12 protein-coding genes are annotated in these 12,639 nt (G+C 71.7%); 7 read left to right on the forward strand and 5 right to left on the reverse strand.

Translation table 11 applies throughout. The features are described from left to right. Positions 1 to 29 precede the first annotated feature (29 nt). Complete coding sequence (locus ACJ8AN_RS15820) at positions 30 to 266, forward strand: hypothetical protein (protein ID WP_407756187.1); 237 nt, start codon at positions 30 to 32, stop codon at positions 264 to 266. A gap of 19 nt (positions 267 to 285) precedes the next feature. Here ACJ8AN_RS15820 and ACJ8AN_RS15825 read toward each other — a convergent pair whose 3' ends face one another. From ACJ8AN_RS15825 to ACJ8AN_RS15845, 5 genes are all read right to left on the reverse strand, one after another. Next, a complete protein-coding gene (locus tag ACJ8AN_RS15825) occupies positions 286 to 1,911 on the reverse strand; it encodes an adenylate/guanylate cyclase domain-containing protein (protein WP_407756188.1) in 1,626 nt (541 codons plus the stop codon). Positions 1,912 to 1,942: 31 nt separating this feature from the next. Then, entirely contained in the window at positions 1,943 to 2,899 is a 957-nt protein-coding gene (locus tag ACJ8AN_RS15830; RefSeq protein ID WP_407756189.1) for a PLP-dependent cysteine synthase family protein, read from the reverse strand. A 144-nt stretch (positions 2,900 to 3,043) separates the two neighbouring features. Further along, positions 3,044 to 3,349, reverse strand: a complete 306-nt coding sequence (locus ACJ8AN_RS15835; protein ID WP_407756190.1) for a type II toxin-antitoxin system RelE family toxin — start codon at positions 3,347 to 3,349, stop codon at positions 3,044 to 3,046. A 256-nt stretch (positions 3,350 to 3,605) separates the two neighbouring features. Beyond that, positions 3,606 to 4,682 (reverse strand): Rpn family recombination-promoting nuclease/putative transposase, encoded by a 1,077-nt coding sequence (locus ACJ8AN_RS15840; RefSeq protein ID WP_407756191.1) that lies wholly within the window; start codon positions 4,680 to 4,682, stop codon positions 3,606 to 3,608. Positions 4,683 to 4,813: 131 nt separating this feature from the next. After that, positions 4,814 to 5,791 carry a hypothetical protein gene (locus ACJ8AN_RS15845; protein ID WP_407756192.1) on the reverse strand — a complete coding sequence of 326 codons (978 nt, stop codon included), beginning with the start codon at positions 5,789 to 5,791 and terminating at the stop codon, positions 4,814 to 4,816. Between the two features lie 214 nt (positions 5,792 to 6,005). On the opposite strand from ACJ8AN_RS15845, the gene ACJ8AN_RS15850 reads away from it, so the two are divergent. The 6 genes from ACJ8AN_RS15850 (at position 6,006) to ACJ8AN_RS15875 (ending at position 12,521) form a co-directional block, all read left to right on the forward strand. Then, positions 6,006 to 6,674 carry a hypothetical protein gene (locus tag ACJ8AN_RS15850; protein ID WP_407756193.1) on the forward strand — a complete coding sequence of 223 codons (669 nt, stop codon included), beginning with the start codon at positions 6,006 to 6,008 and terminating at the stop codon, positions 6,672 to 6,674. Next, the gene (locus ACJ8AN_RS15855) at positions 6,671 to 8,356 is read left to right on the forward strand and encodes an ATP-binding protein (protein WP_407756194.1); all 1,686 of its coding nucleotides are present in this window, start codon (positions 6,671 to 6,673) and stop codon (positions 8,354 to 8,356) included. Before ACJ8AN_RS15850 ends, ACJ8AN_RS15855 begins: the two co-directional genes overlap by 4 nt. Positions 8,357 to 8,444: 88 nt before the next feature. Then, positions 8,445 to 8,864 (forward strand): hypothetical protein, encoded by a 420-nt coding sequence (locus tag ACJ8AN_RS15860; protein ID WP_407756195.1) that lies wholly within the window; start codon positions 8,445 to 8,447, stop codon positions 8,862 to 8,864. A 159-nt stretch (positions 8,865 to 9,023) separates the two neighbouring features. Then, the gene (locus tag ACJ8AN_RS15865) at positions 9,024 to 10,652 is read left to right on the forward strand and encodes a hypothetical protein (RefSeq protein WP_407756196.1); all 1,629 of its coding nucleotides are present in this window, start codon (positions 9,024 to 9,026) and stop codon (positions 10,650 to 10,652) included. An 82-nt stretch (positions 10,653 to 10,734) separates the two neighbouring features. Further along, positions 10,735 to 11,079, forward strand: a complete 345-nt coding sequence (locus tag ACJ8AN_RS15870) for a hypothetical protein (RefSeq protein ID WP_407756197.1) — start codon at positions 10,735 to 10,737, stop codon at positions 11,077 to 11,079. 146 nt (positions 11,080 to 11,225) lie between these two features. Continuing rightward, a complete protein-coding gene (locus tag ACJ8AN_RS15875; RefSeq protein ID WP_407756198.1) occupies positions 11,226 to 12,521 on the forward strand; it encodes a DUF763 domain-containing protein in 1,296 nt (431 codons plus the stop codon). The last annotated feature ends 118 nt before the right edge of the window (positions 12,522 to 12,639 follow it).

Raw genomic sequence — 12,639 nt, forward strand, 5'->3', positions numbered from 1 at the left:
CGGGCTGTCCTTCTCACGAGGTCAGCACGATGAGGCTCGGCTCCAAGGCGGTGTGGCTCGCGGTGGTGGTGATGGGCGTGGTGGTGGCCTCGAGCGCCGCCCTGCTCAAGCAGCCCGAGTCCGGCCACAGGCTGCTCGTGCCCCTGGGCTTCCTCCTGTTGCAGCTGGCCGCGCTCGCCCTGCCCCTGAAGCGCGCGCGCGAGGTGCCCGCGGAGGTCTCGCCCCACGGCGAGCCCAAGCCGGGAGAGCCCCGGCGCGAGCGGTAGCGGCCTCCGAGGCTCCCGCTCAGTCCGGCAGCAGCAGCTGGTGGTGGCGCAGCGGCTTCGCCACGTTCTTCACCGGGGTCTGCGTCAGCTCGCCATACGTCAGGGATTGGATGAACGGGTCCTGGCTGCCTTCCATGGCCTGCTTCACCGACTCCATGACGAGGGTTTCCCGGAAGCCCGCCAGGGATTGCAGGCGGGCCGTCTGGTTCATGCCTGTGGAGAAGCCCGTGTAGTCCTGATTGGGTCCGAAGAGGCCGCACAGCGTCGGCGCGAGGTTCACTCCCACCGCCACCCCGAGTCCCGCCATCCCCGCGCGCTCGCACATGGCCCGGATCTCCGCGTCCGCGCTCATCGACGCCGTCATGCGCTGGATGTCACAGGCGGCCCGCACCAGCGCCTCGGCCCGCTCGCGCCGCGTGCTGTGGAAGAAGGGCGGGCCGAACAGGCCGATGATGCAGTCGCCCACCATCTTGTCGAACACGCCCCCGTGCCGCCACAGCAGCTCCACCATCCTCGCGCTCCACCGGTCCACGAAGCGGCCGATGCGCGCCGGGCTCTCCAACTGCTCGCACAGCCGCGTGAAGCCGTTGATGTCCGCGAAGAGGATTCCCACCTCCTCGTCCCGGCTCGCCAGGTAGCGCGTCGCGTAGTCCGGCGAGCGCAGCAGCTCGTCGATGGTGTCCGCCGAGAAGAACTGCGAGAGGTGCGTGCGCTCGCGGTTGTAGTCCACCAGCCGCTGGCTCAGCGTCGAGGCCAGCACCCGCACCAGGTCCATCGTGTGGCTGGAGAAACCCTCCTCGCCCGACCACAGCAGGATGCGGCCCAGTTGATTGCTCTGCAGGTGGCCCGAGATGAGCACCGCCTCCATCACCCGCGGCTCGCCCAGCGCCCGCTTGAGGCGCTCGTCCCCGGGCGTGAGTAGCTCCGTGCCGTGCTCGCGCAGCAGCGTGTCCAGGGCGGGGGAGGGCTTGTCGCCCGACTCGTGCTCCAGGTGCCCGTGGCGGTACATGCGGTAGTGCAGCACCGAGTGCCTCACCGCGTCCCGGTACACCAGCATGAAGCCCGGCACCCGCACCCGCTGCGCCAGCGTCAACACCACCTGATCCATGCCCGCCTCGAAGACGGGGTTGGACAGCAGGTGGTTGAGCTGGAGGATGAGCTCCTGCTTCTCGCACGCGGTGTGCACCAGCAGCAGCACCGTGTCGAGCTGCTCGGCCACGATGTCCAGCATGCGCTCGAGCCGCTCGGCCTGCTCGGGCCGGGTGTGGTCTCCCGCCAGGTACAGGCCGATGCGCCCCACCGTCTGGCCCATCACGTCCAGCTCCTGGGAGACCAGCGTGTCCTCGCCCTCGCGCCGCGTGCCGCGCGGGCCGGTGAGCAGCGTGCCCGGGAAGACGCCGCCGAAGTCCCCCGCGTGGAAGGTCTGCTCGACGAGCTCCTCGTTGCGCGTGGTGACGGCGAGGCCCTGTGCCCCCGTCTCCTTCAGCACCGCGGGCAGTACCCGGTGGAACGTCTGGGCCAGTGACAGGTGCTCGCGGATGCACTCCTCGAGCAGCGAGTCCACCTGTCGATTGAGCGTATGCAGCATGCGGAGCTCCTCGAGCTCGGATTCAGTGGCCACCGCCGTGGCCCGTGAGACGGTCATCGTCATCCCCCTGTATGGCTTTGGGCCGCGCTCAGGCGGCGCCCTTGGGCTGGAGCAGCTCGGTGGAGAAGTAGCGCTCCATCCGGTCCGGGAAGAGTGTCACTACCTGCGCCTGCGGGCCCAACCGCTTCGCCGCCTCCACCGCCGCCGCGTAGTTGAGCCCCGACGAGGGCCCCACCGGAAAGCCCCGGCGGATGAGCGCTCGCGCGGTGCACATCGCCACCTCGTCCGACACGTTCAGCTCCACCAGCCCCGGCAGATCCGCGTCCCGGTACAGCTTCGACAGGCCGTCCACCACGCCCGGCACCCGCGAGCTGAAGCTGCAGCACTCCATGTCGCTGCCCAGCCCCGACACCGGCCTCGCCACGAAGGGGCTCACCGGACAGCCCGCCTCGGCGAAGGCCTGGTACAGCCCCACCACCGTGCCGCCCGTGCCCACCCCGCTCACCACCGCGTGCACGAGCCCTCCCGGCACCTGCGAGAGAATCTCCTGCCCCGTCCACACCCGGTGCGCCTCCGCGTTGTCCGGGTTCTCGAACTGGCGCGGCGCGAAGGCCTTGCGCTCGCGGGCGAGCTCCTCGGCTCGCGCGATGGCGCCCCGGATGCCCGAGTCGCGCGGCACCAGCTCCACGTTGCCACCGTAGGCGCGGATGGTGAGCACGCGCTCGCCCGTGACGCCCTCGGGCATCACCGCCGTGAACTTCAGCCCCATCTGCGCCGAGGCCAGCGCCAGCGCGATGCTCGTCGAGCCGCTCGAGGCCTCCACCACCTCGCCACCCGGGCACAGCTCGCCCAGCCGCCACGCCTTCTCCAGCATGTAGCGCGCGATGCGGTCCTTCGTGGAGCCGCTCGGGTTGAGGAACTCGAGCTTGCACCAGATGGTCGGGCCCTCCGCGTCCAGTCGGACGGGGACCAGCGGCGTGGGACCGATGGCCTGGAGGAAACGGCCATCCGCGGGCAGCGGGCGACAGGGGCGGCGAGGGATCATGGCGGAGTCCTGAATCCGCCTCACATATCGTGAAAGTCCCCGCGCCGGGAGTGCTCCCCCCCGCGGACGCACCGCTCCTCCGGCCGGGGGGCGGGCAGGTGGCCCTGGCTCGGTCCACCTTCCCTCGTGCCGGGAGCCTCCGGTTCACTCCTCCATCGGAAGACGTCGTGTGACTTCCAGGACCGTGAGCCGCCTGCGTTCGCTGTCGACGCCATACAGCACGGCGAAGCCCTCGAGGATGGAGGCCCTGGCATCCGCGCCCGGCCCTTGCGTCCCGGGGGCCGGCCAGGGGGACGGATGCATGGACAGCAACTCGTTGGCGAGTGCGTCCAGCTTCGCTCGGATGCGCCCGTAGTCGTCAGCCGGAAGGGTGGCCAGCTGCCTCCAGGCTTCCGGGCTGATGTCCACCGTGTACGCCACGGTGGGGGGGTTCTCTCGGGTGCCTCGCATTCCAGGCAGGCATATAAGCACGGTCCAACCCAGAAACATTGCCGGGTCCTCGACTGACCGGCGGGCGGGCCCAGGCAAGTTCACTGATGGACTCCCACACCAGGGATTCATTGAACGTGCGGCACTTCCAGTGGTTGCGAGGTTCGCGTGGGCCCCAGCGCTCGTACGGAGCGTCGGCGCGCCCGGCTCGAAGGTCCACGCCCTCCCTCTCGTACCTTTACTCCGGCGCCCTCGGACCCCGGCATCGCGCACCGTTCTACGAGTCGTTCTGCTCTGACGCGTGAGCCTCGCCGTTCAGCACGTCGGAGAGGGTCGTGGCCTGCAAGGCCCGGTCTAACCAGCGGTCGAGCGTCTCCACCTCGGTGCAGTCGAGGATGTGCTGCCGGGTGGCTTCGTCGGCGTGAATCCCCCGTCTCGCGAGAATCCGCAGGAGGCTCTCGGCACGCCCCCGGATCAACCCTTCTTCCCTGCCGCGCACCAGCCCCTTCTCCAGACCCTGCGCCAGCCCCTTCTCCAGACCCTTCTGAAGTCCCCGCTCGATCATTTCCTCGGCCCAGCTTCCCATCAGCGCCTCCGTTTGCTGTGCGCCTATCACCGAATGTAGCACCTGCCCCGCGGCTGCACGGGTGGCCTCGTCCCCGGTCCAAAGCAGGTAACGGATGACCACCACCAGATGCTCAGCACCCTCGGGACTGGCCTGCACTTGTGCGAACAGGGCCGTCCACTTGGGGAGACGGTGGGCCAGTTCGTCACTCCGCCCATAGCGCAGCACCAGCCACGCCAGCTGTGCCAGTGGCGGGCCGGGCCGTGCTCTCAGCGCCGTCTCGCGCTCGGCTGTCAGGTCATCGAGCAGGTACTCGAAGCGCGGCACCAACGCTCGCCAATGACTCCGCGCCTCCTCCGTCTCCCCAGGCAGCTCGAAAAGGTCCTCCACCCGGCGAGGTGCCGTCCAGGCGCCCTCCGGCCCGTGATACATGACGAGAGGGATGATGACGGGCAGTCCCTTGCTCTCCGGGTGCTGTTGGCGCCAGCGCTCCACCTGGCGCACCACGTAGCGCAGCATCCGCAACGCCATCCACGGGTCCACCGTCGACTGGTGCTCCAGCAGCACGTACAGCAGCAGCGAGCGGCCCGTGCGCAGGCGCGCGGTGAAGAGCAGATCGCTCTCCGTCTCGCGCAGCTCCGGGTCCACCACACTGCCGGACTCCAGGCGCAGGCTCGACCAGTCCACCTCGGAGACGACATGGGCCGGAAGGACGGCGCGCAGTTCGGCCTCGGCCCGTTCGGGGTGGCCGAAGGTATAGCGGGCGAAGAGGTCATGAAGTCCGGACATGGTGTCCGGCGCCCAAGCACGGAGTGGGCCAGGAGGACCGAGCAGCGAACCCATGGGCCAGGGACGTCCGCGTCTGCGCCGAACATCTCGCCGCCGAGACGCGGAACAGGTCAGACATGGCGAAAGTCGAGTCAGAAGTTCAGGCCGAGGCCTCCGAACGGGCCACCCAGCACGTCCCGGTGCACCTCGCCGTCCACCAGGCCCCGGTCATCCAACAGCAGCCCTCTCCAACCGGCCCGCAGCGTCAACACGCCCAGGTGCACCGCCAGGCCCGCCTGCCCGTCCAACTGCAGGTGCGGAATCGGCACCCACTGCACCCGGCCCTCCAAATCCAACGCCCCCACCAGGCAGCGCTCGAAGGACGCCGCGAGGCTCGGGCCCACGAAGGTGACGTCCGGCGCGCGCGCCGCCGCCACGCCTCCTTCGAAGCGCAACCGCCCGAACTCGCTCACCAGCGGGGCGAACGTCACGTGCGCCTCCATCAACTGCAGGTGGTCCACGCCGTCCGAGCCGTCATCCGCCAGCAGCGCCAGCGCCGTGAAGCGCGTGGACACACCCCAGCGCCGCTCCTCGATGCCCAGGTTGAAGCCCCACGCGCCGCCGTCCCTCAGCCGCTGGCCCTCCGCGCCCAGGCGCACCATGACGGGGTGGCTCGGCTCGTCTGGCTCCGGCTCCTGCGTCGCCACCGGGTACGGGCCGTGCCGACGGTAGTACTCGTTTTCATGGTGCCAGAGCCACGCGTGCCCCAGGAAGAGGATGGCCCGCCGGGGCCCCCTGTCCGGAGGCCCACCCCCGCCGCCATGCGAGCCGCCATGGCCGTCATGGCCATCCGACTCCTGGCCCACCGGGGTGGCGTCGTGGACGCGCTCGTGCCCGCCTCCGCCGCCATGCTCGTGGGGGCTCCACCCACCGCCGTGTCCGGAGCCGTGCGAGCCTCCGGAACTCGAGCCCCCGGGGCCGCCGGAGCCGCGTGAGCCTCCCCCGCCGGACGAGCCCGAGCCCGAGGAGCCGGAGCCCCCCGATTTGCCGAAGCGGGCCTCGGCCGGGGTGGTGCAGACGATGCATCCAGCCGCGAGCGCGGCACACAGCAGTTGCTGGGGAGTCGGCACGGCGGTCCTCCTGGGAAAGCCTTCCCATCCAAGCACTTCACGGCCCGCCCGGCCGCCGACCCAGCCAGGGGGTGACACCTGCACGACAGGGCGAGTGTCCAGGTGGGGAACTCCGCCGGGGCGAGTGTCGTCAGCCGCACGGCGAGGCCCCCGGCCCGGGTGGTGGTAGCCTGTCTCCCACCGTAGGGCCCGCGCCGCTCGGGTGAGGTGACGGATGTTGTTCTTCGACCTGGAAGCCTATGCACCGCCGGATGACCGGACCGCGAGCCGCAGCTCGCTCGTCGTCAATCCCGCGCGGCCGGGTCACCTGCTGCTGGGCGGCTGCTTCTTCAGCAAGCGCTTCGTGGACCCCATCCCCGAGGCGCCCCCCTTCCAGGGCCTGTGGTTGTGGAACTTCGCCTCCGAGGCCGCGCTGCTCTCGGCCATCAAGGCGCGCTTCGAGGAGGAGTGGCGGCTGCAGCGCGAGGAGAACGTGCGCATCCTCGGCAAGCCCGCGGTGGACCTCGTCGTGTGCGGCGCGGGCATCTCCAAGTTCGACCTGCCGGCGCTCTACTGCCGCTGCCTCTTCAACGAGCTGGCCAGCCCCGCCGAGCTCTTCGAGGTCTTCTTCAAGGCCCGCCCCATCGAGCTGGCCAACGAGGCCAGCTTCCTCTTCCCCGAGGAGCCCGTGCTCTACCCCAAGACGACGCGGGAGATGGCCGGGCGGCTGGGCCTGCGCGAGCGCAAGGGCTCCAGCAAGAGCGTCTGGGAGAGCTACGAGGGCCGCGACTACGCCGCCATCGAGCAGCGCACCGAGCAGGAGCTGCGGCTGGTGCTCGACATCTACCAGCGGCTGCAGGGGAGGATTGTCCGCTCCCCCGCGGGCAGAGGGGAGGGGCCATGACGATTCGCGCCAAGGTATTCCTGTTCGCGCTGCTGGCCGTCGGGCTCGTGGGCCTCATGGGCGTCAACCTCTTCATCGGCGCGCGCAAGGGGCAGCGGATCCGCGAGCAGGTGCTGGCCACCCAGGAGCAGCTCGACAGCTACAACCAGCTGCACTCGGTGGCCTGGCCCTACCTCAACCAGCTCGCCCAGGCGCGGCTGGCGGGGGGCGACACCGCGCTGGTGCGGCGCGAGCTGATGGGGCGGGTGGACGCGGAGGTGGCGCGGCTCGAGGACAGCCTGCCGCGCGAGGCCCAGGACGGAGTGGACCACGAGCGCGAGGAGATACGGGCGCTGCGCGAGGCCCTGCGCACATGGGCCGAGTGGGCCGAGTCGCAGGTGCGCGCCCTGCCCGCGGGCTCGTCCGTGGGCTCCACGGTGGAGTGGTTGCTGTACTCGCGCTTCGAGCAGACCGTGGGCCAGCGCATCCAGGACATGGAGGAAGAGGAGCGGGCCGAGCTGCAAGCCAAGGGCCTGCGGTGGGACGAGAACGTGACGCTCTCCCGGCAGATGGCCTTCTTCTTCCCCCTGCTGGGGCTGGTGCTCGTGGTGACGCTCGGCTTCGCCATCCTCACCCCCCTGCGGCGCTCGCTCCAGCAGCTGTCCTCCGCGGCCGAGCGCATCGGGCGGGGGGACTTCGACATCCACACCCCCCACGCGGGCCATGACGAGCTGGGCATGCTGGCGCGCGCCTTCGACCGGATGGCCCGGGAGCTGCGCGACTCGCTGGAGGAGAAGCGGCGGCTCATCCAGGCCGAGGCCGAGGCCTCCGAGCGCGAGGCCCAGCGCTACCAGGCCCTGCTGGAGAAGACGGTGCTCGAGCGCACCGTGGAGCTCGCCGAGGCCAATGACCGCTTGAAGGACAGCCTCTACCAGCTCCAGGCCGCCCAGGAGCAGCTGCTCTTCGCGGACCGGCTCGCCGCGGTGGGGCGGCTGGCGGCGGGCGTGGGCCATGAAATCAACAACCCGCTGGCCTACATCCTCAGCAACCTGCGCTACGTGCACCAGGAGCTGTGCGAGCTGATGGGCACCCCGTCCGAGGAGGCCCGCCAGGAGATGATCGCCGCGCTCTCCGAGGCCAGCGAGGGCGCCGAGCGCGTGCGCTTCATCGTGCAGGACCTCAAGTCCATGGCGCGGGCGGATGACGTGGCGCTCGGCCCGGTGGACGTGGCGGCGGTGGTACGGGCCTCGGCGAAGATGGCCCGGCACGAGCTGCGCGACCGCGCCCGGTTGGTGGAGGAGTGCTCCGGCGTGCCCCTGGTGAAGGCCAACTCGACGCGCCTGGGCCAGGTGTTCCTCAACCTCTTCATCAACGCGGCGCACGCCATTGAACCGGGCCGGATGATGGAGAACGAGGTGCGCGTGGTGGCCCGCGTCTCGGAGCCCGGCCGCGTCACCGTGGAGGTGCGCGACACCGGCGGCGGCATCCCCCCCGAGCACCTGCGGCGCATCTTCGACCCCTTCTTCACCACCAAGCCCAAGGGCGTGGGCACGGGGCTGGGGCTCTCGGTGTGCCACCGCATCATCACCGCGCTCGGCGGGGAGATTCGCGTCGAGAGCGAGCCGGGCCGCGGCACCTGCTTCTTCATCACCCTGCTGGTGGCCGAGGACGCAGGCGGCACCTCCGAGCAGTCCGCCGCCTGACACACGCGCGATTCAAGGGCTTCTCGAACGCGAATGTGAATCCCCATCCTCCCCGCGCAAGCCAGCCGACACTCAGGAGGAGGACCGGATGCCACCGCGTGGAGTGAAGAACCCGAAGCGCCAGCGCCAGTACGCCAAAATCAAGCAGTCCGCCCGCAAGCGGGGCGCGAGCACGGGCCGTGCCGAGGAGCTCGCCGCCCGCGTCGTCAACAAGCAGCGCCGCAAGTCCGGTGAGACGAAGGGCTCCTCCAAGAGCTCCTCCAAGAAGAGCTCCACCACCAAGCGCTCCACCACGTCCAAGGCGAAGAGCCCCTCGCGCCGGGCGAAGCCGGCCCGCTCCACCCGCGGCACCGGCGCCAAGTCCCGCGGCCGTACCTCGGCCAGCGGCCGCACCGGCCGCAAGTCGGGCAGCTCGTCGCGCACGCGGAAGTCGAGCAGCGGCTCCTCGCGCCGCTCGGGCTCCTCGTCGCGCTCGCGCCGGAGCTCCTCGTCGCGCTCGAAGAAGTAGGCGCTCGCGGGTGCCCTCCCCGGGCGAGGGAGCGGTGCCCGTTTCCCCCCGGTGAGCCCGCCTCGCCAGGAGAGCCCTGCGATAAACTGGCATCCTTAATGTCACATTCGGTCCGGCCCCCCTTCTGCACTGAAGGTGCGACGAGAAGGGGGTCCAACCGTGTCGCCTGGTATTGCCGTCTCCGCCGCATCCGCTCTCCGCGCCGCCTCCGAGTCCGAGTCCGAGTCCGAGTCCGAGTCCGAGTCCGAGTCCGAGTCCGGCTCCCAGCCGGAGCCGAGGGCCTTGCGGCAGGTCATCCCGCTGGAGGATGCGCGTCCCCGGCTGCGTGTCGTTCCCTTCCGCGCGGGTGCTCGCCCGGCCCACGAGGCGCGGTCGCCCGGAGAGGGCTGTAGCCAGCACATCGGCCTCTTCGACTCCCGGCGCCCGCCCGGCGAGGACCGCGGCGCGCTCTGGCTGCTCTACGAGGTGCACCCGGGCTCGGCCTGCGCTCGTGGGAAGGCGTCCCTGCACGTGCGCATGTCCGTGTGGCTGCTGCCGGACTCGCCCGAGGACGGCGGCCCCCGCGCGCTCCCCGGCCTGCTGTGCCGCGAGGTGCCCCTGTGCCAGCCCGCGTGTGCCAGTGCCTCCGGCTCCGTGCCGCACGAGGAGCCGCCGGCCACGCCCCGGGGCAGCTATGTCGCCGCGCTGCCCTACGCCGCGGTCCGCGACGGACTCGAGCGGCTGGGCCGAGAGGGCGCGGAGGCCTTCTCGCTCGGCCACCTGTTCCACCGCCGCTTCCGCGTGCTGCTGGAACTGTGCGCGGGCGAGCGGGTGCTCTCGGGCGACGCGTCCGAGGTGGAGCTCCACGATCTGGGCGGCTTCGGCTCGCTCTACCAGCGGGTGCTCGATGGGCTGGTGCGGCCGGACGCGCGCGTGCAGGCCTCGCGGCCAGGCATGGGCGGCGTCTCGGTGGCCCACCACCCCTGGTACCCCGTGCTCACCATCGGCATGGACAAGGCGCGGCTGTACCTGGAGGCCATCGAGAGCGACGTGGCCCGGCACACCACGCACCTGCCGGACCCGCGCTGGCTGGTGCGCGTGGGGCTCTACCTGGAGCTGCTCACCTGCCTGGGCATCCTCGAGGCCGTGCGCGCGGAGGCCGGGGAGCTGCTCTCGCCCGAGGAGCGCCACCAGCTGGAGACGGCCCCGGCGCTCGCCCCCGTGCGTGCGCGGCTGGACGTGGAGGCCTGGCGCGAGGTGTGGGCGCTGCGGCACATCGCCGCGCCCTCGCGCTGGTGGCCCCTGGGCGCGCGCAACCTGCTGCGCAAGCAGCGCGCCACGCTGGCCTTCCTGGAGACGCACCACGAGGACCTGGAGCGGGCGCTGGTGCTGGCGGGGCCGGCGCTGGGCGGCTCGCACGAGACGTGGCTGCGGGTGTTCCGCGACGCGGAGCGGGCGGTGCTGCGCAACGCGGACGCCGTCTTCCCGGAGCTGCGCGCGCTGCCGGACGGCTGGCGCCAGTGGGCCCTGTGGCGCGAGTGCGGCGACTTCGCGGCGCTGGGGCTCGGCCGGGTGCCGGGGTGGCTCAGCCGCTGGGTGGGGGACCGCGATGGCGTGTTCGCCTCGGCCAGCCGCGCGTACCGCCGCTCGATGAACGCCGTGGCGCACCGGGCCCGCGAGCGCGGGTGGATGGACTGGGCCGGCGAGGAGTGCCTCCCCCGCGAGGCCAGCCTCATCGAGTCCTTCCTGGTGGACGGGCGGCGTTTCCCCACTGCCTGTCCGTGTCTCCTGGCCGCCCCTGGCGTTTAAACGCCACCCCTTGTCGCCCTTTTGTCAGTGGAGTGGCGCTATGTGGCGTGCCTCTCCCACCTGTGGTACCTGGGGTGTGCTCATGCCTACTTCGACTCCTCGTGGTTGGTTGCTGGGACTGGCGCTGGGGTCCGCGACGCTCGCCTGGGGCTACGCGTACATGAGCCGCGCCCAGGCCGAGCAGTCCACCCAGCTCGAGGAGCTGCGCCAGGAGCTGACGGCGCTGCGCTCGGAGGTGTCGGCGTGCCGGGTGGAGGGCCAGGCCCTCGCGGCGGGGGTGCGCAAGCGCCTGGCGGCCGCTCCCGCGCGCGGCTCGAGCCAGCTGTCGCCCGAGGACGTGGACCTGATCGCCGCGCGCGTCCTGTCCTTCATGAAGCGCGACGAGCGGCCCGCCGACGAGCGGGTGCTCTCCAACGGCCGGCACTGAGCCCCGTTTCGAGCCCCGCTTCGAGCTCTGTCCGGCGCCGCGGATGACCGGATGCCCGGCGGCCGGCCTCGTGCCGCGCGGGCCCCGTGCGTGAAGAAGCACCCGAGGCCAGAGGTTGACTCCAGGAGGTTACCTCCGGAGTCACCATGGACAGAACGGGCAGTGCAGACCTTCCCCTCCACTCGGGCCGCGTGCCGGACTGGCTCGCCGAGCGCATGGCGCGCATGGGCCGCCTCCTGGTGGAGGCGCTCGTGCTCCACTACGGGCGCCACGAGGTGCTGCGCCGGCTCGCCCACCCCTTCTGGTTCCAGTCGCTCGGCGCCGTCATGGGCATGGACTGGCACTCCTCGGGCGTCACCACCACGGTGCTCGGCGCGCTCAAGCGGGGGCTGACGCCGGGCGGGCGCCAGCTCGGGCTGTACGTGGTGGGCGGCAAGGGCGTGCAGGCGCGCCGCACACCGGATGAGCTGCGCATCATCGGCGACCGGGTGGGCATCGACGCCGACGCGCTCGTGCGCGCCAGCCGCCTCACGGCCAAGGTGGACAGCGCCGCGGTGCAGGACGGCTTCCAGCTGTATGCCCACAGCCTCATCCTCTCGGACGACAACGCGTGGGCGGTGGTGCAGCAGGGGATGAACCCCGACGTCCGCCAGGCCCGGCGCTACCACTGGCTCTCCGAGGGCCTCGGCAGCTTCGTGGACGCGCCCCACGCCGCCATCGAGGGCCTGTCCCAGGGCGTCATCCTCAACCTCACCGACAAGCGCGCCGCACGGGCCCGGGCCGCCCAGGTGGAGCTCGTCTCCCAGGGGCCGGACGTGGTGCTCGGCGCGCTGCGCAAGCTGCGGCCCCGGCCCGAGCCCGTGCCCTACACCCCGCCGCTGCCGCACCTGCAGATGCCCCTGCACGAGGAGGTGACGCGCGACGACGTGCTGCTGCGCCGGCTCCACGGCACGCTGGCCGCCGCGGCCGAGCAGGGCCCTCGCGACTTCGCCGAGCTGCTGCTCACCCCCGGCGTGGGCGCGCGCACCGTGGCCGCGCTCGCCAGCGTCGCCGAGGTGCTTCATGGCTCGCCCGCGCGCTTCACGGACCCCGCGCGCTTCGCCTTCGCCCAGGGCGGCAAGGACCGGCAGCCCTTCCCGGTGCGGCTCGACGTCTATGACGAGACGCTGCGCGTGCTGCGCGCGGCGGTGGACGCGGCGAGGCTCGGCAACGCGGAGAAGCTCGGGGCCATCCGCGAGCTGGACCGGCAGGCGCGCCGGCTCGAGGCCGTGGCCACCGGGCCCTCCTTCGAGCAGCTCGTCGAGGCCGGGTGGACGGACGTCCCCGAGCTGCTGCCCACCGATGCGCCTCCCCGGCGGCGCTCCAGGCGGGCCCGGGCCCAGCTGGAGCTGCCCGGCCTGGACGAGGACCCGCCCGAGGGCTCCCCTCCTCACTCGCGGTGAAGGGTTTCACCCTCCGTGAGACCGCTCCGCTGGAGGGCGGGCGGGCGAGCCCGGGACGCGTGAAGTGGTCGACACCTGTTCATCGTGTGTCCAGGACCAACCCGGGGATCATGGCAGA

The sequence above is a fragment of the Archangium sp. genome (genome assembly GCF_045802675.1).
Lineage (GTDB): Bacteria > Myxococcota > Myxococcia > Myxococcales > Myxococcaceae > Archangium.

What these genes read in the sequence shown, in the direction of transcription:
- ACJ8AN_RS15820 (WP_407756187.1), top strand. Translation starts at nt 30, where the DNA reads ATGAGGCTCGGCTCCAAGGCGGTGTGGCTCGCGGTGGTGGTGATGGGC.
- ACJ8AN_RS15825 (WP_407756188.1), bottom strand. Translation starts at nt 1,911, where the DNA reads ATGACCGTCTCACGGGCCACGGCGGTGGCCACTGAATCCGAGCTCGAG.
- ACJ8AN_RS15830 (WP_407756189.1), bottom strand. Translation starts at nt 2,899, where the DNA reads ATGATCCCTCGCCGCCCCTGTCGCCCGCTGCCCGCGGATGGCCGTTTC.
- ACJ8AN_RS15835 (WP_407756190.1), bottom strand. Translation starts at nt 3,349, where the DNA reads ATGCGAGGCACCCGAGAGAACCCCCCCACCGTGGCGTACACGGTGGAC.
- ACJ8AN_RS15840 (WP_407756191.1), bottom strand. Translation starts at nt 4,682, where the DNA reads ATGTCCGGACTTCATGACCTCTTCGCCCGCTATACCTTCGGCCACCCC.
- ACJ8AN_RS15850 (WP_407756193.1), top strand. Translation starts at nt 6,006, where the DNA reads ATGTTGTTCTTCGACCTGGAAGCCTATGCACCGCCGGATGACCGGACC.
- ACJ8AN_RS15855 (WP_407756194.1), top strand. Translation starts at nt 6,671, where the DNA reads ATGACGATTCGCGCCAAGGTATTCCTGTTCGCGCTGCTGGCCGTCGGG.
- ACJ8AN_RS15860 (WP_407756195.1), top strand. Translation starts at nt 8,445, where the DNA reads ATGCCACCGCGTGGAGTGAAGAACCCGAAGCGCCAGCGCCAGTACGCC.
- ACJ8AN_RS15870 (WP_407756197.1), top strand. Translation starts at nt 10,735, where the DNA reads ATGCCTACTTCGACTCCTCGTGGTTGGTTGCTGGGACTGGCGCTGGGG.
- ACJ8AN_RS15875 (WP_407756198.1), top strand. Translation starts at nt 11,226, where the DNA reads ATGGACAGAACGGGCAGTGCAGACCTTCCCCTCCACTCGGGCCGCGTG.